We start from the raw sequence: 18339 nt of genomic DNA on the forward strand, positions 1-18339 counted from the left end.
GACTGGAAGGTCTGCTTCAGGCCGTCGACGGTGCCGTTGATGACGCCGCTGTCGAACCCGAACAGGAACCCGCCGATGGTGGCCACGCAGCTGATCAGGACGATGAAACGGGTGTTCTCGCCGCTGCCGGCGCTGGCACTGCTCGGGGAAACTCGGGACATGGACTCACCTGGCTGGAGGGATGGTCGGCCGTGGCCGTTCGACGAAGCAGGTACGGGCCGGGCAGATTCTCACAGCCCTCCCGGCGTCCGCTGCCCCGTTCCGGCCCTGGCGCCCCTGCATACGTATGCAGGATGCCCATGCAGGCGCCCGCCCCCGGGAACACGCGGCTCTCACCGCCCAGCACCCTACCCCACACCGTCGCCCGCGCGGTAATGGCGAAATCCGGTCCCGGCCGCCGCGCCCTTCCGGCGGTACACGGCCCGGCCACCTGCCGCCCGCAACCGGGCATCGCGACAGCCCTGCCGGCGCAGGCAGCGATGGCATCGCCCGTCGTCGGCATACACCGGGCGAACCACGGACTCCGGAAGCAGCAGGCCGCGCGCGACGCCATATCGCCCGGTCCGCCGGCGTCCGCATCGCTCTCCGGGCGCGGGCGACCGCGGGCGATGCATGCCCGGCCACAACCCGGTCCAACCTTCAACGGGAACCTGTTCTAGAATTGGCAGGCTTACCGTCGGACTCCGTCATGCCTTTTGTCGTCACCGAAAACTGCATCAAATGCAAACACACCGATTGCGTGGAAGTGTGCCCCGTGGACTGTTTCCATGAAGGCCCGAACTTCCTGGTGATCGATCCGGACGAGTGCATCGACTGCACCCTGTGCGAGCCGGAATGCCCGGTCAACGCGATCTATCCCGAAGACGACGTCCCCGCCGGCCAGGAGGTCTTCGTCGGCCTCAACGCCGAGCTCGCCAAAGAGTGGCCGGTACTGACCGTGCGCAAGGACCCGCCGGACGATGCTGCCGAATGGGACGGCAAGCCGGACAAGCTGAAGCTGCTGGAACGCTGAGCCCGCAGGCCCGGCAACGGCCGCAGACAGGAACGGGCGCCGAGGCGCCCGTTCTGCTTTCCGGATGTCGTGCCGCCACTCAGCCGCCGAGGCGGCTCTTCAGCTCGGCGATCAACTTGACCGGCGCCGGGTCGGTGGCCGGCAGGCCGCGCGGATCCACCGCCGATACGTAGCTGCCGGCTTCCACCGACACCACGCGCACCAGGAAGTTGCTGCCCTCGTAGGCCACGTCGTAGGAACCCAGCAACTGGGCACGGCTGGCGATGGTCACGCCCTCGATCGCTTCCAGCGTCTGGCCGACCTGGCCGAACACGTCGTCGCGCGCACCGGCCACGGTGAAGCCGCTGTTGCCGGCCTCGGCCTGGCCCGCGACCGGCGCCGGACGCGCCGCCGCCGAGGCCAGCGCCGGCACCTGGGTGGCGCCGGCGGTGTTGGGCAGGTTCAGGTCCGGCGGCACTTCCAGCGGCCGCACCTCCGGCGCCAGCGCATAGTCGCCACGGGCGCCCTTCTTGAAACAGCCGGTGGTGGTGAAGACGGTGGCGGTCGCCAGCACGGCAAGGGAAAGCACGCGGACGTAGGAAACGGAATGGCGCATCGTTGAATCTCCTGGGTCAGGCCACTGATGCTCAGTGGCTGGATAGTTCTTCCAACGCAGCCACGTCGGCGGCGAGGTGATCGGCAGCGGCATGGTGTGCCGGCGACAGCGGCAGCAATGGCAGGCGCAGGCCATGGCCGATGCCGGCGCGCTGCAGCAGCGCCTTGACCGGGATCGGATTGGATTCGATACCGCAGAATTCGTGGAACGGCTGCAGGCGCGCGTCCCATGCCTCGGCGGCTTCGTGCTCGCCGGCGCGCGACAGGTCGCACATCCGCCGGTAGGCCGCGGGCAAGGCGTTGGAACCGACCGAGATCAGCCCGTCGGCGCCGGCCAGCATCGAACGCGCAGCGCTGCCATCGTCGCCGCTGAGGACCGCGAAACCGTCGCTGCGCAGTGCCAGCAGCGCCTTGACCCGCGACGCATCGGCCACCGCTTCCTTGATGCCGACGATGTTCGGGTGCCCGGCCAGTTCGGCCACCGTTTCCGGCAGCAGGTCGCAGCCGGTGCGGCCCGGCACGTTGTACAGCACCACCGGCAACCCGCCCTGCTCGGCCACCGCCAGGTAGTGCGCGCGCAGCCCTGCCTGGGTCGGCCGTACGTACGGCGGGGTCACCACCAGCGCATAGCCGGCGCCGTTGCGGGCCGCGCGGCGGGTCTGCTCGATGGTCTTGGCGGTGCCCGACAGCCCGGTACCGGCCAGCACCGGCACGCGGCCGCCGATGGCCGACACCGCGCTGCGCAGCAGCGTGTCGTACTCGTCGTCGGAAAGGGTGGCCGCCTCGCCGGTGGAACCGGCGACCACGACGCCCTGTACGCCTCCCGCCAGCTGCATCCGCAGCAACCGCTGCCAGCCCTCGGGGTCGAGTGCGCCGTCGGCCTGGAAAGGCGTCGCCAGCGCGGTGATGATGCCGGAAAGTGACAAGGAACCGGTGCTCTTCGGGGGGAAAGAGGCCTGCAACGGGGCAGGTTCGTGACGCGTTGCATGTTACTTGCGGGCCGAAAGCACGGGCAAGTATGCTGGACGTCGGTGGACAGGCCTTTCGCGGGCACTGTTCAGACTCACTAGTATTGCCGGAATCGCCTTGACCGACACCACGCCGCGGCCGTTGCCGACCGAAAACCACCTCCTGATCAACGCCTATACGACGCATCCGGAGTCCCCGCTGCTGCCTGTCACCCGCCGCATCGCCGACAGCGGCTGCAACCTGGTCGATGCCCGCCTGTCCACGGTCGGCCGCGATGTCTCGGTCACCGCGCTGGCCACCGGTTCCTGGGACTCGGTGGCCAAGCTGGAAGCGATGATGACCCGCCTCGAGCGCGAGGAAGGGCTGAAGCTGGTGTGGTACCGCACCGCCGCCAAGCAGGCGCAGTCCAACCTGCTGCCGTACATCGTCGAGGTCATCGCCGCCGACAAGCCGGGCATCCTGTTCCAGCTGGCCGATTTCTTCGACCGCCAGGGCATCACCATCGAGAACCTGCAGAGCACCCGCTACCGGGCCATGCAGACCGGCGCGGAGATGTTCTCGGCACAGGTCACCATCGGCGTGCCGGCCAACATGCACATCGCCGCCCTGCGCGACGACTTCCTCGAGTTCTGCGACCACCTCAACCTGGACGCGATCATGGATCCGATGAAGTTCTGATCGACCGCGCGCCCGGCATCGGCGCGCGGGGTTTCATGTACTTGTAGTGGAAACACCCCAGGCTCCGGAAAGGATCTGATGAACATCGGCGATACCCTGGACCGCACCACCCTCGAGCTGCCGCTGGCCCTGTCCGGCGGCGCACATGCCACCCTCGGCAGCATCCTCGCCGAAGGAACCGGCCAATGGCTGGTGCTGTACTTCTACCCGAAGGACAGCACCCCGGGCTGCACCACCGAAGGCATCGACTTCAACGCCCTGCTGCCGAAGTTCAAACGCGCCGGCGCGCGGGTGTTCGGCGTCTCGCGCGATTCGGTGAAGTCGCACGACAACTTCTGCGCCAAGCAGGGTTTCGGCTTCCCCCTGGTCAGCGACGCCGACGAGGCGCTGTGCAGCGCCTTCGACGTGATCAGGATGAAGAACATGTACGGCAAGCAGGTCCGCGGAATCGAGCGCAGCACCTTCCTGATCTCGCCGGACGGCCACATCGTGCAGGCATGGCGCAAGGTCAAGGTAGCCGGACACGCCGAGGCCGTGCTCGACGCCCTGAAGGCCGCGCAAACGCAGTGACCGCCCCCGTTCCACGCAACCGCCATCACCCTGCCCCGCAGGCGTGATGGTTCGACCCTGTCCCGCCACCAGGAATCCACGATGACCCGAGGCAAGCGCATCTACGTACTGGATACCAACGTGCTGATGCACGATCCGACCGCGCTGTTCAAGTTCGAGGAACACGACGTCTACCTGCCGATGCAGGTGATCGAGGAGCTGGACAACGGCAAGAAGGGCACCTCCGAGGCCAGCCGCAACGCCCGCCAGGTGAGCCGCTTCCTCAACGAACTGGTCGAGGCCTCCGGCCTGGGCGGGCTGGCCAACGGCATCCCGCTGGCGCGGCCGCAGGGACTGCAGCTGCGCGGCAAGCAGAGCGCCGGCCTGCTGCGCTTCCAGACCAGCCACTTCAACGCCGGCAAGAGCTTCGGCGCGGTCATCCCCGACAACGCCATCCTCGGCGCGATCCTGGCGCTGAAGGAGGAGACCCCGGACATCCCGGTGGTATTCGTCTCCAAGGACATCAACCTGCGGATCAAGGCGGCCATCGCCGGCATCGTGTCGGAAGACTACGAGAACGACCGTGCGCTGGACGACTTCAGCCTGCTCTACACCGGCGCCACCCAGCTGCCGGAAGACTTCTGGAAGAAGCACGGCGGCGACCTGCGCAGCTGGAGCGACAAGGGCCGCACCAGCTACGAGATCCAGCAGGCCGACGACGAGGACTGGCACCCGAACCAGTACGTCCACCTGCCCGGCGAGGACGAAGTGGAACTGCGGGTGTCGAAGGTGGAGGGCGACGGCCGCGTCACCCTGTCGATCGTCGACGACTTCCGCCACGGCGCCCACTCGGTATGGGGCATCGCCGCGCGCAACCGCGAGCAGAACTTCGCGCTCAACGCGCTGATGGACCCGGAGATCGACTTCGTCACCCTGCTCGGCACCGCCGGCACCGGCAAGACCCTGCTGGCGCTGGCCGCCGGGCTGGCGCAGACCATGGACCAGCAGCGCTACCGCGAGATCATCATGACCCGCGCCACGGTCAGCGTCGGCGAGGACATCGGCTTCCTGCCCGGCACCGAGGAAGAAAAGATGACGCCGTGGATGGGCGCGCTGACCGACAACCTGGAAGTGCTCACCCACAACCAGGACGGCGGCGCCTGGGGCCGCGCGGCGACCAACGACCTGCTCGCCAGCCGGATCAAGATCCGCTCGCTGAACTTCATGCGCGGGCGTACCTTCCTGTCGCGCTACCTGATCCTGGACGAGGCACAGAACCTCACCCCCAAGCAGATGAAGACCCTGATCACCCGCGCCGGCCCCGGCACCAAGATCGTCTGCCTGGGCAACGTCGAGCAGATCGACACCCCGTACCTGACCGAGACCACCTCGGGCCTGACCTACGCGGTGGACCGCTTCAAGAACTGGCCGCACAGCGCCCACGTCACCCTGCGCCGCGGCGAGCGCTCGCGGCTGGCCGACTACGCATCGGAGGTGCTGTGAACACCTTGCGCGTCCTTTCCCTGTCCGTGGCCGGCGCGCTCGCGCTGGCCGCCTGCACGCCGGCCAACGTCAAGCCCGGTGCCAGCGTGCCGACCACGATCAAGGCCGGGCAGTCGTGGGTGGTTACCCGCCCCATCGTCGCCGCGCAGGTGCTGGACACCTGCTCGCGCGACAGCCCCGCGCGCCATGCCGGCCGCGTCACCGGTTACTGGGCGCCGAGCCGCGCGCAGGTGGAACAGCTGGAGACGCGACTGCCGCAGCTGCAGCCGCAGATCGCCGAGCCGGCGAAGTCGGACCGCCAGTACGTCGGCATCGAAGTCCAGGGCCGGCAGGTGATCTACATCAACGCCTTCACCCTGCCCGACCACGACAAGATCGATCCGGCGCGCGAGGCGATCCGCGTCTGCGACGGTGGCGAGCGTTTCTGGGGCGCGGTGTTCGACCCGGAAACCGGGGAATTCAGCGATATCGCCGTCAACGGAGGATTCTGAGGAAACGGCCGTCCGCGCCTGCCGCGGCCCGGCCACCGGTTCCGTCACGCCATGGGCATCTACCTGCCACGCTGGGTCTGGATTGGCGCGGTCTCGCTGTCGAGCGTGGCCGGCATGGTCAACGTCGTCGGTTTCCTGGGCTTCGAGCACCAGGCGATCAGCCACATGACCGGCACCACCAGCCAGCTCGGCATGGCGCTGGTGCAGCGCGACTGGCGCAACATCGGCCACCTGTGGGGCGTGCTGATCGCATTCTCGCTGGGCGCCATGCTCAGCGGCATGATCGTGCAGGACAGCGCGCTCAAGCTCGGCCGCCGCTACGGCGTGGTGCTGACCCTGGAATCGCTGTTGCTGCTGGTGGCGATCCCGCTGTTCAAGCAGCAGCAGATCTGGGGCGCGCTGGCCGCGGCCATGGCCTGCGGCCTGCAGAACGCCATGGCCACCACCTTCAGCGGCGCGGTGGTGCGCACCACCCACCTCAGCGGCATGTTCACCGACCTGGGCATCGGCCTGGGCCACCTGCTGCGCGGCCTGCCGCTGCCGATCCGGCGGCTGACGCTCAGCGGCCTGATCGTCAGCGGCTTCCTCGCCGGCGGCGTCGCCGGTGCCTGGCTGTTCCTGCGCTTCGAATACGACGCGCTGCTGGCGCCGGCACTGCTGACCGGCCTCACCGGTGCCACCTACATGCTCTACCGGCAGTGGCGGTTGCTGCGCGACCGGGCCTGAGGGTCCGTCCGCATCGCATCGAAGCGATGCCGCCATGCGGGCAGTGCTCCCGCTTGCGCCATTCCCGTCGCGGCTGCTCCGGTTTCCGTCGTTCGTCACCCGTGCAGGCGCGGAAGTCGCGGGCAGTTCCGATCCAGGCCGGCGGGCAGCAATGCCCGGGCAAACACTGCACAATCGCCGCATGAGCCCATCCACCCCCGTCTCCGCACTGACCATCGCCGGCTCCGATTCCGGCGGCGGCGCCGGCATCCAGGCCGACCTCAAGGCCTTCGCCGCACATCGCGTCCATGGCCTGTCCGCGATCGCCGCGCTCACCGCCCAGCACACCCGCGGCGTCACCGCCGTGCATGTGCCGCCGCTGGATTTCCTGCAGGCGCAGATCGACGCCTGCTTCGACGATTTCGACATCCACGCGGTCAAGCTCGGCATGCTCGCCAACGCCGAGGTCATCCACCTGGTCGCCGATGCGCTGGAAAAGCACCGGCCGCCGCAGATCGTGCTCGACCCGGTGATGGTCGCCACCAGCGGCGCCAAGCTGCTGGAGGACAGCGCACTGCGGGCGCTGCGCGAACGGCTGCTACCGCTGGCCACGCTGCTGACGCCGAACACGCCCGAAGCCGAACTGCTGCTCGGCCGCCGCATCGGGAATGCCGACGATGCCGAGGATGCCGCGGCGGCGCTGCTGGACCTGGGCGCCGGCGCGGTGCTGCTCAAGGGCGGCCACCTGCCGGAAGGCGCGCGGGTGATCGACCGCTATTTCGATGGCGTCACCCGCGACGAGTTCGGTCACGCGCGCCTGCCGGTGGACGCACATGGCACCGGTTGCACGCTGGCCTCGGCCATCGCCGCGCAGCTGTGCAACGGCCTGAGCCTGCCCAACGCCTGCGAAGCGGCGATCGACTACGTCGCCCGCGGCCTGCAGTCGGGCTACCAGCCCGGTCGCAGCGAGGTCATGGTGCTCGACCACTTCGGCGCCGCGCGGCCGGCATGAGCGACGTCACCGCATTGCCGGTCGTCGCCGGCGACGGCCATCGCTGGCAGCTGCTCGCCCGCATCCCCGCGCAGCCGCGCGCCAACCTGCTGTGGCTGCCCGCGCTCGGCGTCGCCGCCAGGCACTACCTGCCATTGGCCGAAGCGCTGGCCGCACGCGGCGTGGCGGTGTTCCTGCACGAGTGGCGCGGCAACGGCAGCAGCAGCCTGCGGCCGTCGCACGAGGTCGACTGGGGTTACCGCGAGATCCTGCAACTGGACCTGCCCGCCAGCCAGGAGCAGGCGCGGGCACATGCCTCGCTGCCGTTCGTGCTCGGTGGCCACAGCCTCGGCGGACAGCTGGCCTGCTGCCATGCCGGCCTGCAGGCCGGCGACATCGCCGGACTGTGGCTGGTCGCCAGCGGCACGCCCTGGTGGCGCAGTTTCCCGCCGCCACGCCGCTGGCTGTTGCCGCTGGCCTACCGTTTCCTGCCGTGGCTGGCCCGGCGTCAGGGCGTGCTGCATGGCCGCCGGCTCGGTTTCGGTGGCACCGAGGCGCGCGGCCTGATCGCCGACTGGGCGCGGGTCGGGCTGGGCAACCGCTATGCCGCCCACGGCCTGGACATCGACCTGGAGCAGGCGATCGCGCGCTCGGCCGCGCCGGTCACCGCCCTGGTGTTCGAGCGCGACTGGCTGGCCCCCGCCAGTTCGATGCAGGCACTGCTCGACAAGATGCCCCGAGCGCAGCACCACCTGCACCGGCTTTCCGCCGCGCAACTCCAGACCGCCGCGGATCACTTCTCATGGATGAAATCGCCGGATGCGGTCGCTGCGTTGCTGGGCGATTCGCTGGACCGGAAAAATTCACAAAAGGATTGACGCACTCGCCACGCATCCGCATAATTCCGCTCCTGACGTTGCGCCCGTAGCTCAGTTGGATAGAGTACCTGGCTACGAACCAGGCGGTCGGGAGTTCGAATCTCTCCGGGCGCACCATCATCAGAGAGACAGTTTCACTACTGTTTCGCCAGTTTCAAAATTAATGTAACGCGCGCCCGTAGCTCAGTTGGATAGAGTACCTGGCTACGAACCAGGCGGTCGGGAGTTCGAATCTCTCCGGGCGCACCATTACATTCGAAACAGCAGGCAACATTGCCTGCTGTTTTTTTTGCGTTTCATCCCCCCGCCCACCTCTCCAGCAAGCGCGCCATCTCCTGCACCCAGCGCGCCATCGTCCCTTCGCGGCCCATGCGCTCGCGCCACCACTGCAGCGCCCGGCCGTCTTCGCCCACGCGCCAGGCCAGCCAGAAGGTCTCGTCGGGCTTGGGCTCCTCCACCTGCTTCTCCACCAGCAATCCTTGCGCCAGCGCCGTCCGCGCATAGGGTTCGGGCAGGAACCCGAACCCGAGTCCCGCCAGCTGCATCGCATGCTTGCTGCACATGTCCGGCACCGCCAGCGTCTCCTGCCCCATCAGCAACCCCACCGTGCGCGGCAACAGCCGCCGCGCCGAATCGGCCACCGCGATCGCGCAGTGCTCGGCCAGCAACTCGCGACCGAGCCGTCCCCGCGCCTTCGCCAGCGGATGGCCGGGAGCCACCGCGAACACGAACGACATCGTCCCCAGCGGCTCGACCTGGTAGCCGCCACCGCCCGGCCCCTCTCCGGCCGCCCCCACCAGCAGGTCGGCGCGCCGGTCCAGCAACGCCTCCCAGGTTCCGGACAGGGCTTCGCTGGCCAGACGCATCCGGGTCTGATCGGCAACCTGGTAGAACGCCCGGATATCCTCGGCCAGCAGGCTGGGCGCGAACATCGAATCGACCGCGATGGCGAACTCGGCCTCCCAGCCGGACGCCACCCGGCGCACCCTCAGTTCCAGGTCGCGCGCGGCACGCAGGAGGTGCCGCCCCTCCTCCACCAGCGCACGGCCGGCCTCGGTCAGGGTGGCGCGCGGCCCCACCCGATCGAACAGGCGCACGTCCAGGTCCTGCTCCAGCTTGCCGACGGTATAGGAGATGGTGGACGGCACCTTGTGCAGTTCCTTGCCGGCCGCCGAGAACGAACCGCGGCGATCGATGGCATCGAGGATCTGCAGGGCTTCGAGGCTGAGCCTGAACATTCGAATTTTTCGATGATGGTTGCCAAAACTATCCGTTTTTCAAACCGACAGCACAAGCGGATACTGCGTCCAACGGGAAATCCAAGGTGTCAGGAGTACTTCCGGCAGGATCGATCCCATCGAAACAGGAGAAAACACCATGCTGCAGATTCGCAAGAGCAACAGCCGCGGCCATGCCGAACACGGCTGGCTGTCGTCCCAGCATACGTTCTCGTTCGCCGGCTACCAGGATCCCCGCTACATGGGCTTCGGTCCGCTGCGCGTGATCAACGAGGATCGCGTACAGGGCGGCGAAGGTTTCGGCACCCACGGCCATCGCGACATGGAGATCGTCTCCTACGTGCTGGACGGCGCACTGGAGCACAAGGACTCCATGGGTTCCGGTTCCGTACTGCGCTACGGCGACGTGCAGCGCATGAGCGCGGGTACCGGCGTGACCCACAGCGAATTCAACCACTCGCCCGACGAAACCGTGCATTTCCTGCAGATATGGCTGTTCCCCGAGCGCGACGGCCTCGCGCCCAGCTACCAGGAGGCGCATTTCGAGCCGGAGTCCAAGCGCGGCAGGCTGCGCCTGATCGCCTCACCCGATGGCCGCGACGGCTCGCTGCTGATCCATCAGGACGCCTGCATCCATGCTTCGATCCTGGATGGCGACGACCGCCTGGAATATCCGCTGGCGGCCGGTCGCGGCGCCTACCTGCAGGTGGCCCGCGGGCAGCTGCAGGTCAACGGCATCGCACTGGAAGCCGGCGACGCCCTGCAGATCACCGACGAGGCAGGACTGACGCTGGAAGGCGGCAAGGATGCGGAGATCCTGCTGTTCGATCTTCCGCTCTGACTCCGCGAGACAGCCGCGAACCGGAGCCCGGCGGCGGTCGCGGCGCAGAACCAGCCGCGACCGGTTCTGCGGCTGGCCGCGAGGGAACACTGTAGGAGCGACGGCAGTCGCGAGCCTTCCGAGCAGCAGCAAAGCGGCCCGGGAATACGCCACCATCCCCTCGGATGGAAGCCGCAGCCGCGATAGGACCGATGTCGCCGGCAGGCGATCTCACCGAAACACGGGCAACAAAATCCGGGACCCCATCAGGGCGGCCGATACCCCGGCGATCGCGACTGACGTCGCTCCTACAGGGGCGCGGGAGCGTTGTAGGAGCGACGTCAGTCGCGAGCCTTCCGAGCGGCAACAAAGCGGTTCGGGAATAAGCCCCCAGACGGGAGAAGACCCACAAAAAAGCCCCTGAAACAGGGGCTTTTTCATTACTGGCGGAGTGAGAGGGATTCGAACCCTCGATAGAGCTTTTGACCCTATACTCCCTTAGCAGGGGAGCCCCTTCAGCCACTCGGGCATCACTCCGGATTTTGCGTCCTGCCGCCGTGTTCCGTGGCAGGCCGCGAAGAATACCGGTTAACAGGGTCTCAGGTAAACCCTTATTCGGAAGTTTCTTCTCCGGAAGATGCCGGTTCGTCGCCGCGCTGGATGCGCTGGAAGATTTCCTCGCGATGGACCGCCACATCCTTCGGTGCGGTGATACCGATACGCACCTGGTTGCCCTTGACGCCGAGCACGGTAACGCTGACCGAGTCGCCGATCATCAAGGTTTCGCCTACGCGGCGAGTCAAGATCAACATTTTTTCAATTCTCCATGGAACCGGTGGATTCCCCCACCGGCTTGGCGCGCTTTCATCATGCGCCCCACGACAAAGGGAAAAGACTCCCAATATTAACGGCAGGGCTCCACTGCCTTCAAGGCGCGAAGGCAATCACGTTCAGGACAAGTGCGGCTTCACCCACTCCAGGACGCCATCCAGCGCAGAAGCAAGGGCGGGCCCGTCCTCGCCACCACCCTGGGCGAGGTCCGGGCGGCCACCGCCCTTGCCCCCGATCTGACCGGCGACATGGGACAACAGTTCCCCTGCCTTGACCCGGCCCGTTGCCGAACCGTTCACCCCCGCCACCAGCGCGGCCTTGCCGTCCTGCACGCCGGCCAGCAGGATCACGCTGTTGCCGAGCTGCTGCTTGAGGCGGTCCACCGCCTCGCGCAGGGCCTTGGCGTCGAAGCCTTCCAGCCGCGCGGCCAGCACCTTCACGCCGGCGACCTCAACCGCGGCCGAGGCCAGGTCGGCGGTGGCGCCGGAGGCGACCTTGGCCTTGAGCGACTCCAGTTCGCGTTCCAGCTTCTTCTGCCGCTCGCCCAGCTGGCGGATCTTCTCGACCACGTCGCCGGCGCTGCCGCCCAGCAGGCCGGCGGCCTCGGCCAGGCGGGCCTCTTCCGCGTTCACATGGTCCAGCGCGCCCTGCCCGGTCACCGCCTCGATGCGGCGCACGCCGGAGGACACGCCGCCCTCGGACACGATCTTGAACAGGCCGATATCGCCGGTACGGCCGACATGGGTGCCGCCGCACAGCTCGACCGACTCGCCCATCTTCACCACGCGCACGCGCTCGCCGTACTTCTCGCCGAACAGCGCCATCGCGCCGATGTCCATCGCGGACTGCATGTCCATCTGCTGGATCACCACCGCATGGTTGGCGCGGACCTCGTCGTTGACCAGGCGCTCGATCTCGGCCAGCTCGCCGGCAGCGACCGGCTGGAAGTGCGAGAAGTCGAAACGCAGGCGGTCCGGCGCGACCAGCGAGCCCTTCTGCGCAACGTGGGTGCCCAGCAGGCCGCGCAGTGCGCCGTGCAGCAGGTGGGTGGCCGAGTGGTTGAGCACGATGGTGCCGCGGCGGGCGGCATCGACGCTTCCGGACAGCACGTCGCCGAGCTTCACCGTCCCCTGGGCCACGCGCACGAAATGGCCGTGGAACTGGCCGGCGAACTTCTGGGTGTCGCCGACCTGCAGCTGCATGCCATCGCCGGCGAGCGTGCCGGTATCGCCGACCTGGCCGCCGGATTCGGCGTAGAACGGGGTGCGATCGGTCAGCACGATGGCTTCCTCGCCGGCCTGCAGCGCATCGACCGGACGGCCGTCGCGCAGCAGCGCCACCACCTTCAGGCCGTCGGCCTGCAGCGCGTCGTAGCCGAGGAACGCGGTCGGCTGCAGCGTGGCCACCAGGTCGGCCGGCAGCTGCACGCCGCCACCGAACTTGCCGGCGGCGCGGGCGGTCTCGCGCTGGTGCTCCATGGCCGCGTCGAAGCCGGCCATGTCCACGCTCATGCCGCGCTCGCGGGCGATGTCGGCGGTCAGATCGACCGGGAAACCGTAGGTGTCGTACAGACGGAAGGCGTCGGCGCCCGGGATCACGCCGTCGGCGACCTTGCCGGCGACCTCGTCGAAGATCTTCATGCCGGCGTCCAGCGTCTCGGCGAAGCGCTCCTCCTCGGCCAGCAGCGCCTTCTCCACCGTCGCTGCGGCCGCCGGCAATTCCGGATAGGCCTCGCCCATCAGCCCGACCAGGGTCGGCACCATTTTGCTGAAGAAGGGCTGGCGCACGCCCAGCATCCAGCCATGGCGCAGGGCGCGGCGGATGATCCGGCGCAGCACGTAGCCGCGTCCCTCGTTGGACGGCAGCACGCCGTCGACGATCAGGAACGAGCAGGCGCGGATGTGGTCGGCGATCACCCGCAGCGACTTGTTCTCCAGATCGGCGGTGCCGGTCAGTTCGGCTGCCTTGGCGATCAGGGTCTGGAACAGGTCGATCTCGTAGTTGGTATGCACGTGCTGCAGGATCGCGGCCAGGCGCTCCAGGCCCATGCCGGTGTCCACGCACGGCGCCGGCAGCGGCACCAGGGTGCCGTCGGGCTGGCGGTCGAACTGCATGAACACCAGGTTCCAGATCTCGATGAAGCGATCGCCGTCCTCGTCCGGCGAGCCCGGGGGGCCGCCGGCGATGTGCTCGCCGTGGTCGTAAAAGATCTCGGTGCACGGGCCGCACGGGCCGGTGTCGGCCATCTGCCAGAAGTTGTCCGAGGCGTATGGCGCGCCCTTGTTGTCGCCGATGCGGACGATGCGCTCCTCGGGCACGCCGATCATGTCGCGCCACAACGAGTAGGCTTCGTCGTCGTTGTGGTAGACGGTCACCAGCAGGCGCTCGGCCGGCAGCTTCCAGACCTGGGTCAGCAGCTCCCAGGCCCAGGCGATGGCGTCCTTCTTGAAGTAGTCGCCGAACGACCAGTTGCCCAGCATCTCGAAGAAGGTGTGGTGGCGGGCGGTGTAGCCGACCGAGTCGAGGTCGTTGTGCTTGCCGCCGGCGCGCAGGCAACGCTGGACGTCGGCCGCGCGCACGTAGCTGCGCTTCTCCGCGCCCAGGAACACGTCCTTGAACTGCACCATGCCGGAATTGGTGAACAGCAGGGTCGGGTCGTTGCCGGGCACCAGCGGTGCCGATGGCACGATGGTGTGGCCCTTCCCTTTGAAAAACTCGAGGAAATCGTTGCGGATCTGGGAGGTGGTGACTTTGGCAGGTGCGTTCATGGGGGCTGGCATTGGGCGGGCCGACAGGGCCGGGACGACGACCGGCAAGCGCGGCCGCGCGTTTGGGGACAGTCGAAACCACGAAGGTTATCAGGCCCGGCCGGCTCAGTCCTCTGGATCGTAACGGGTGGCCGCGCGGATGCTGTCCACGGCGAATCCCCGCCGGGCCAGCAGGTCGGCCGCCTTGCGCCGCTGCGCCAGGTCGACCGGCCCCTGCTCGCCGAACCGGCGCCGGACCAGGTCGCGGGCATTCTCGGTCCAGTCGCCGTCGAAAGCGGCCATCGCCGCGGCCACCTGTTCGCTGTCCAACCCATGGGTGCCCAGTTCCGCACGGATATGCAGCGGCCCGTAGCCGCTGCCGGCGCGGCTGCGCACCAGCATCTCGGCAAAGCGGGTGTCGTCCTGCCAGCCCTCTTCATTCAGCCGCGCCACTGCGGCAACGGCGGCCTCGGCTTCCACGCCCCGGGCCTGCAGCTTGCGGGTCAGCTCCTTGCGCGAATGCTCGCGGCGGACCAGCAGCCCCAACGCCCGCTGCAGCGGCGTCTGTTCCCGGCTCCGGCGCCTGCGGCCGGTCGAAGGGGGCTCGGATTCGTTCATGGTCTCGCATCAACCTGTCGAGGAGTTGCGCCTTCCCTGGCGCCTGCCCTCCTGGCGTGTCGGAAACTGCGGGGAAAGGCGAACGTCACTGACGGCGCCGCCCCTCCCCGCAGGAAAACTCACTCGGCGTCGTCGCCTTCCTCGCGCGAGGCCTCGGTCGGCTGGAAGCGTTCGCGCAGCTCGGCCTCCAGGCGGGCGGCCACCTGCGGGTTGTCGCGCAGGTAGCCGCGGGCGTTGTCCTTGCCCTGGCCGATGCGCTCTTCGCCGTAGCTGTACCAGGCACCGGCCTTGTCGACCAGCTTGGCCTCCACGCCCATGTCGATCAGCTCGCCCTCGCGGCTGATGCCCTCGCCGTACAGGATCTCGGTGATGACCTGCTTGAACGGAGGCGCCAGCTTGTTCTTGACCACCTTGATCTTGGTCTGGTTGCCGATGATCTCGTCGCCCTTCTTGATCGCGCCGATGCGGCGGATGTCCAGGCGCACCGAGGCGTAGAACTTCAGCGCGTGGCCGCCGGTCGTGGTTTCCGGGCTCTGGCCGGGCATCATCACGCCGATCTTCATGCGCAGCTGGTTGATGAACACCACCAGGGTGTTGGAACGCTTGATGTTGCCGGTCAGCTTGCGCAGCGCCTGGCTCATCAGGCGGGCCTGCAGGCCCGGCAGCTGGTCGCCCATCTCGCCTTCGATTTCGGCCTTGGGGGTCAGCGCGGCGACCGAGTCGACCACCACGATGTCCACCGAGCCAGAACGCACCAGCATGTCGGCGATTTCCAGCGCCTGCTCGCCGGTATCCGGCTGCGACAGCAGCAGGTCGTCGACGTTCACGCCCAGCTTGGCGGCGTAGATCGGGTCCAGCGCATGCTCGGCGTCGATGAAGGCGGCGGTGCCGCCCTTCTTCTGGCACTCGGCGATCGCCTGCAGGGTCAGGGTGGTCTTGCCGGAGGACTCGGGACCGTAGATCTCGACCACGCGCCCCTTGGGCAGGCCGCCGATGCCCAGCGCGATGTCCAGCATCAGCGAGCCGGTGGGAATGGCCTCGACCGCCTCGATGACGCGGTCGCCCATGCGCATGACCGACCCCTTGCCGAACTGCTTCTCGATCTGGCTCAGGGCTGCGGTGAGTGCGCGCTTCTTGTTCTCGTCCATCGTGGTGGTCCTTGAAGAGGTCATTCGGGTATGGGGTCACTGTATTGGAGGCGTATCGCACGGGCTGAGACGGCGGGCGACACGGCCAGATTATTTTTCGCAGGCCGTCCCCGGCAGCGGAAAAAGCGGGTGCCGGGCGTCGGGAAAGCACGCGGTGGACACTGGGAACGGTCCGCGAAGGCTCACCGGTTGGGCCTCAGCAGGCCGCAGTAGAGGCCTTCGATCTCGAAATCCTGGTCGGGCAGCACCTCGATCGGGGCATAGTCGGGATTGCGCGGCAGCAGGCGGATGCGGTCCTTGCCGATCTTCAGCAGCTTGACCGTGATCTCGTCGTCGATGCGCGCCACCACGATCTGCCCGGACCGGGCGTCGCGGGTCCGGTGCACGCCGATCAGGTCGCCGTCGAAGATGCCCTCGTCGATCATCGAATCGCCCTGCACCTTGAGCAGGTAGTCCGGCGCCGGGGAGAAGAACACCCGGTCCAGTACCACGAAGTCGTCCGAACCGATGTCGGCGCCGATCGGCAGGCCGGCGGCGACGCGTCCGAGCACCGGCAGCCGCAGCACGTCGTCCGCCGCGGCGGTGGCAGGCGGCGCGCTGGCGGCGGCCCGGCTGGCGGCAGTCGCGGCGGCCAGCCGGATGCCGCGGGCCTGGCCCGGCAGCCGCCGGATCGCCCCGGCCTGTTCCAGCGCTTCCAGGTGGTACTGCGCCGCGCGCACGCCCTTGAAGCCGAAGGCGCGGGCGATCTCGGTCTGCGACGGCGGAATGCCGTCGGTCTCGATGCGCTCGGCGATCATGCCCAGGATCGCCTGCTGGGTTTCGGTCAGCTCCATGGTTAGTAGTAATACTACTAACCGATGCGAAGCACAAGTGCGTCAGTCGCGGCCGCTGCGCAGGATCGAGATCAGGATCCATACCCCGCACAGGCCAGCACCGACGAAACCGCCGACACCCAGCGCCAGCAGCCAGCGGCTGGCGCTGCCGCCGACGCTGTTCATCACGATCGACGAACCGATGATCAGCGCGGCGGTGACGATGCCGATGGTGAGGCGGTTGGCGGCGCGGTTGACCTGGTCGCCGAAGCCCTTCAGCGCGGGCGTCTCCACCTTCAGCTGCATGCGCCCGCGGCGTGCGGCCTGTACCAGCCGGCGCAGGTCGCGCGGCAGCTCGCCGGCCAGGTCGATCGCGTCGAGCAGGCTGCGGCGCCCGCGGCGTAACACCGCCGTCGGCGCGTAGCGCTGGCGCATGGCCCGCTCCAGGTAGGGCCGGGCCGCGCTGGCCATGTCGAAATCCGGATCGAGCTGCCGTCCCATCCCTTCCAGGGTCAGGAAGGTCTTGATCATCAGCGCCAGGTCGGCCGGCAGGGTCAGGCCGTACTGCCGCAGCAGGCTGGTGACGTCGCCCAGCATCAGGCCGATGCGCAGGTCCTTGAGCGGGACCCCGCGGTACTGGTCGACGAAGCTGCCGATGTCCTGCTGCAGGCGCGATTCGTCCACCTCGACGCCGCCGGCCCAGTCCAGCAGCACGTCGGTCACCGATTCCGGGTCCTGCGCCACCAGCCCGTACAGCAACTGCGCCACCTGGAAGCGGCGCTGTTCGGACAGCCGCCCGATCATGCCGAAATCGATGATGCCGATGCGGCCATCGCGCATGTAGAAGATGTTGCCGGGGTGCGGATCGGCATGGAAGCAACCGTCGTCCAGCACCATCTTCAGGATGATGCCGGCGCCGGTGCGCGCCAGCGCGACCCGGTCCAGCCCGGCAGCATCGACGGCCGCCAGGTCGCGTCCCGGGATGCCGTCGACGAAATCCTGGACGTTGAGGCTCTCGCAGGTCCACTGCCAGTGGACGCGCGGGATCAGCACCTCTTCGTGACCGGCGAAATTGCCGCTGATGCGCTCGGCGTTGCGGCATTCGGCCGCGAAGTCGAGCTCGCGCCGCAGCGACAGCGTGAACTGCTGCACCACCTCGGCCGGCCGGTAGCGGCGCAGGTCCGGCAGCCGCGCCTCGATGATCTCGGCCAGCCGCGCCAGCAGCCGCAGGTCGGCCTCGATCACCTCGCGGATGCCGGGGCGGCGGATCTTCAGCACCACCGCGGTGCCGTCGTGCAGCCAGGCCCGATGTGCCTGCGCCAGCGAGGCGGCGGCCAGCGGCTTCTCCTCCAACCGCGCGAACGCCTGTTCCGGCGGTTCGCCCAGGTCGATTTCCAGTTGCCCGCGGATCTGCTCGTAGGGCAGCGCCGGCACCGCGTTCTGCAGTTCGCTGAATTCGGCGATCCAGTCCGACGGGAACAGGTCCACGCGGGTGGCCAGCACCTGCCCCAGCTTGACGAAGGTGGGGCCGAGTTCCTCCATCGCCCGCCGTACCCGTACCGGCGCCGACATCTGCAGCATGTGCTCCGGATCGTTCCAGTGCAGCAGCCGTCCGGCGCGCTGCAATACCTCGGCCATGCCGATGCGGCGGACGATGTCGCCGAAGCCGTAGCGGATCAGGACCGAGGCGATCTCCTGCAGCCGTCCCAGGTCGCGGACGGTACCGAGCGCTTCCCACATCAGCAGCCCCTCCCG

General features: G+C 68.2%; 18 protein-coding genes, 3 tRNA genes and 1 pseudogene. 11 read left to right on the top strand and 11 right to left on the bottom strand.

What is annotated here, in order from left to right:
- Positions 1-161 (bottom strand): annotated as a pseudogene (locus OK345_RS15970) (sugar porter family MFS transporter); the annotation flags it as partial.
- Positions 162-688: 527 nt separating this feature from the next.
- Between OK345_RS15970 and fdxA the strand changes: the two are divergent.
- Positions 689-1012, top strand: coding sequence for a ferredoxin FdxA (gene fdxA, locus OK345_RS15975; protein WP_265129007.1), 324 nt, complete (start codon positions 689-691; stop codon positions 1010-1012).
- Between the two features lie 79 nt (positions 1013-1091).
- Here the strand turns inward: fdxA and OK345_RS15980 are convergent, their stop codons facing one another.
- On the bottom strand, positions 1092-1607 hold the full coding sequence (locus tag OK345_RS15980) for a hypothetical protein (RefSeq protein WP_265129008.1): 516 nt from the start codon (positions 1605-1607) through the stop codon (positions 1092-1094).
- A 31-nt stretch (positions 1608-1638) separates the two neighbouring features.
- Complete coding sequence (dapA, locus tag OK345_RS15985; RefSeq protein ID WP_265129009.1) at positions 1639-2532, bottom strand: 4-hydroxy-tetrahydrodipicolinate synthase; 894 nt, start codon at positions 2530-2532, stop codon at positions 1639-1641.
- 160 nt (positions 2533-2692) lie between these two features.
- Here dapA and OK345_RS15990 point away from each other — a divergent pair, with 160 nt between their 5' ends.
- The 9 genes from OK345_RS15990 to OK345_RS16030 all read left to right on the top strand — a co-directional run bounded on the left by OK345_RS15990 (position 2693) and on the right by OK345_RS16030 (position 8619).
- Positions 2693-3253 carry a glycine cleavage system transcriptional repressor gene (locus OK345_RS15990; RefSeq protein ID WP_265129010.1) on the top strand — a complete coding sequence of 187 codons (561 nt, stop codon included), beginning with the start codon at positions 2693-2695 and terminating at the stop codon, positions 3251-3253.
- A 78-nt stretch (positions 3254-3331) separates the two neighbouring features.
- The gene (locus OK345_RS15995) at positions 3332-3823 is read left to right on the top strand and encodes a peroxiredoxin (protein WP_265129011.1); all 492 of its coding nucleotides are present in this window, start codon (positions 3332-3334) and stop codon (positions 3821-3823) included.
- An 81-nt stretch (positions 3824-3904) separates the two neighbouring features.
- The gene (locus OK345_RS16000; protein WP_265129012.1) at positions 3905-5305 is read left to right on the top strand and encodes a PhoH family protein; all 1401 of its coding nucleotides are present in this window, start codon (positions 3905-3907) and stop codon (positions 5303-5305) included.
- Between the two features lie 5 nt (positions 5306-5310).
- Positions 5311-5796, top strand: coding sequence for a hypothetical protein (locus tag OK345_RS16005; protein WP_425510981.1), 486 nt, complete (start codon positions 5311-5313; stop codon positions 5794-5796).
- A 51-nt stretch (positions 5797-5847) separates the two neighbouring features.
- Entirely contained in the window at positions 5848-6522 is a 675-nt protein-coding gene (locus OK345_RS16010; protein WP_265129013.1) for a YoaK family protein, read from the top strand.
- A gap of 181 nt (positions 6523-6703) precedes the next feature.
- A complete protein-coding gene (thiD, locus tag OK345_RS16015) occupies positions 6704-7513 on the top strand; it encodes a bifunctional hydroxymethylpyrimidine kinase/phosphomethylpyrimidine kinase (RefSeq protein WP_265129014.1) in 810 nt (269 codons plus the stop codon).
- Positions 7510-8370, top strand: coding sequence for an alpha/beta hydrolase family protein (locus OK345_RS16020; protein ID WP_265129015.1), 861 nt, complete (start codon positions 7510-7512; stop codon positions 8368-8370). Before thiD ends, OK345_RS16020 begins: the two co-directional genes overlap by 4 nt.
- Before the next feature lie 40 nt (positions 8371-8410).
- Positions 8411-8487: transfer RNA gene (locus OK345_RS16025), tRNA-Arg, on the top strand.
- A 55-nt stretch (positions 8488-8542) separates the two neighbouring features.
- Positions 8543-8619, top strand: a tRNA-Arg gene (locus tag OK345_RS16030).
- Positions 8620-8666: 47 nt separating this feature from the next.
- Here the strand turns inward: OK345_RS16030 and OK345_RS16035 are convergent.
- Positions 8667-9608 (bottom strand): LysR substrate-binding domain-containing protein, encoded by a 942-nt coding sequence (locus OK345_RS16035; protein ID WP_265129016.1) that lies wholly within the window; start codon positions 9606-9608, stop codon positions 8667-8669.
- 139 nt (positions 9609-9747) lie between these two features.
- Between OK345_RS16035 and OK345_RS16040 the strand changes: the two genes are divergently transcribed.
- On the top strand, positions 9748-10449 hold the full coding sequence (locus tag OK345_RS16040) for a pirin family protein (RefSeq protein WP_265129017.1): 702 nt from the start codon (positions 9748-9750) through the stop codon (positions 10447-10449).
- Positions 10450-10872: 423 nt separating this feature from the next.
- On the opposite strand, the gene OK345_RS16045 is transcribed toward OK345_RS16040, so the two are convergent.
- The 7 genes from OK345_RS16045 to ubiB form a co-directional block, all read right to left on the bottom strand.
- Positions 10873-10965, bottom strand: a tRNA-Ser gene (locus tag OK345_RS16045).
- A gap of 74 nt (positions 10966-11039) precedes the next feature.
- Positions 11040-11240: a carbon storage regulator CsrA gene (gene csrA / locus OK345_RS16050; RefSeq protein WP_265129018.1), complete on the bottom strand. Its 201-nt coding sequence runs from the start codon at positions 11238-11240 to the stop codon at positions 11040-11042.
- Positions 11241-11378: 138 nt separating this feature from the next.
- Positions 11379-14027 (bottom strand): alanine--tRNA ligase, encoded by a 2649-nt coding sequence (gene alaS / locus OK345_RS16055; RefSeq protein ID WP_265129019.1) that lies wholly within the window; start codon positions 14025-14027, stop codon positions 11379-11381.
- A gap of 105 nt (positions 14028-14132) precedes the next feature.
- A complete protein-coding gene (recX, locus tag OK345_RS16060) occupies positions 14133-14624 on the bottom strand; it encodes a recombination regulator RecX (protein ID WP_265129020.1) in 492 nt (163 codons plus the stop codon).
- A gap of 119 nt (positions 14625-14743) precedes the next feature.
- Positions 14744-15772 (bottom strand): recombinase RecA, encoded by a 1029-nt coding sequence (gene recA / locus OK345_RS16065; RefSeq protein WP_265129021.1) that lies wholly within the window; start codon positions 15770-15772, stop codon positions 14744-14746.
- A gap of 182 nt (positions 15773-15954) precedes the next feature.
- The gene (lexA, locus tag OK345_RS16070; protein WP_265129022.1) at positions 15955-16605 is read right to left on the bottom strand and encodes a transcriptional repressor LexA; all 651 of its coding nucleotides are present in this window, start codon (positions 16603-16605) and stop codon (positions 15955-15957) included.
- A gap of 42 nt (positions 16606-16647) precedes the next feature.
- The gene (ubiB, locus tag OK345_RS16075) at positions 16648-18324 is read right to left on the bottom strand and encodes a 2-polyprenylphenol 6-hydroxylase (protein WP_265129023.1); all 1677 of its coding nucleotides are present in this window, start codon (positions 18322-18324) and stop codon (positions 16648-16650) included.
- Positions 18325-18339: the final 15 nt, after the last annotated feature.

This window comes from Xanthomonas chitinilytica (assembly GCF_026107455.2).
GTDB classification, from domain to species: Bacteria; Pseudomonadota; Gammaproteobacteria; order Xanthomonadales; family Xanthomonadaceae; genus Stenotrophomonas; species Stenotrophomonas chitinilytica.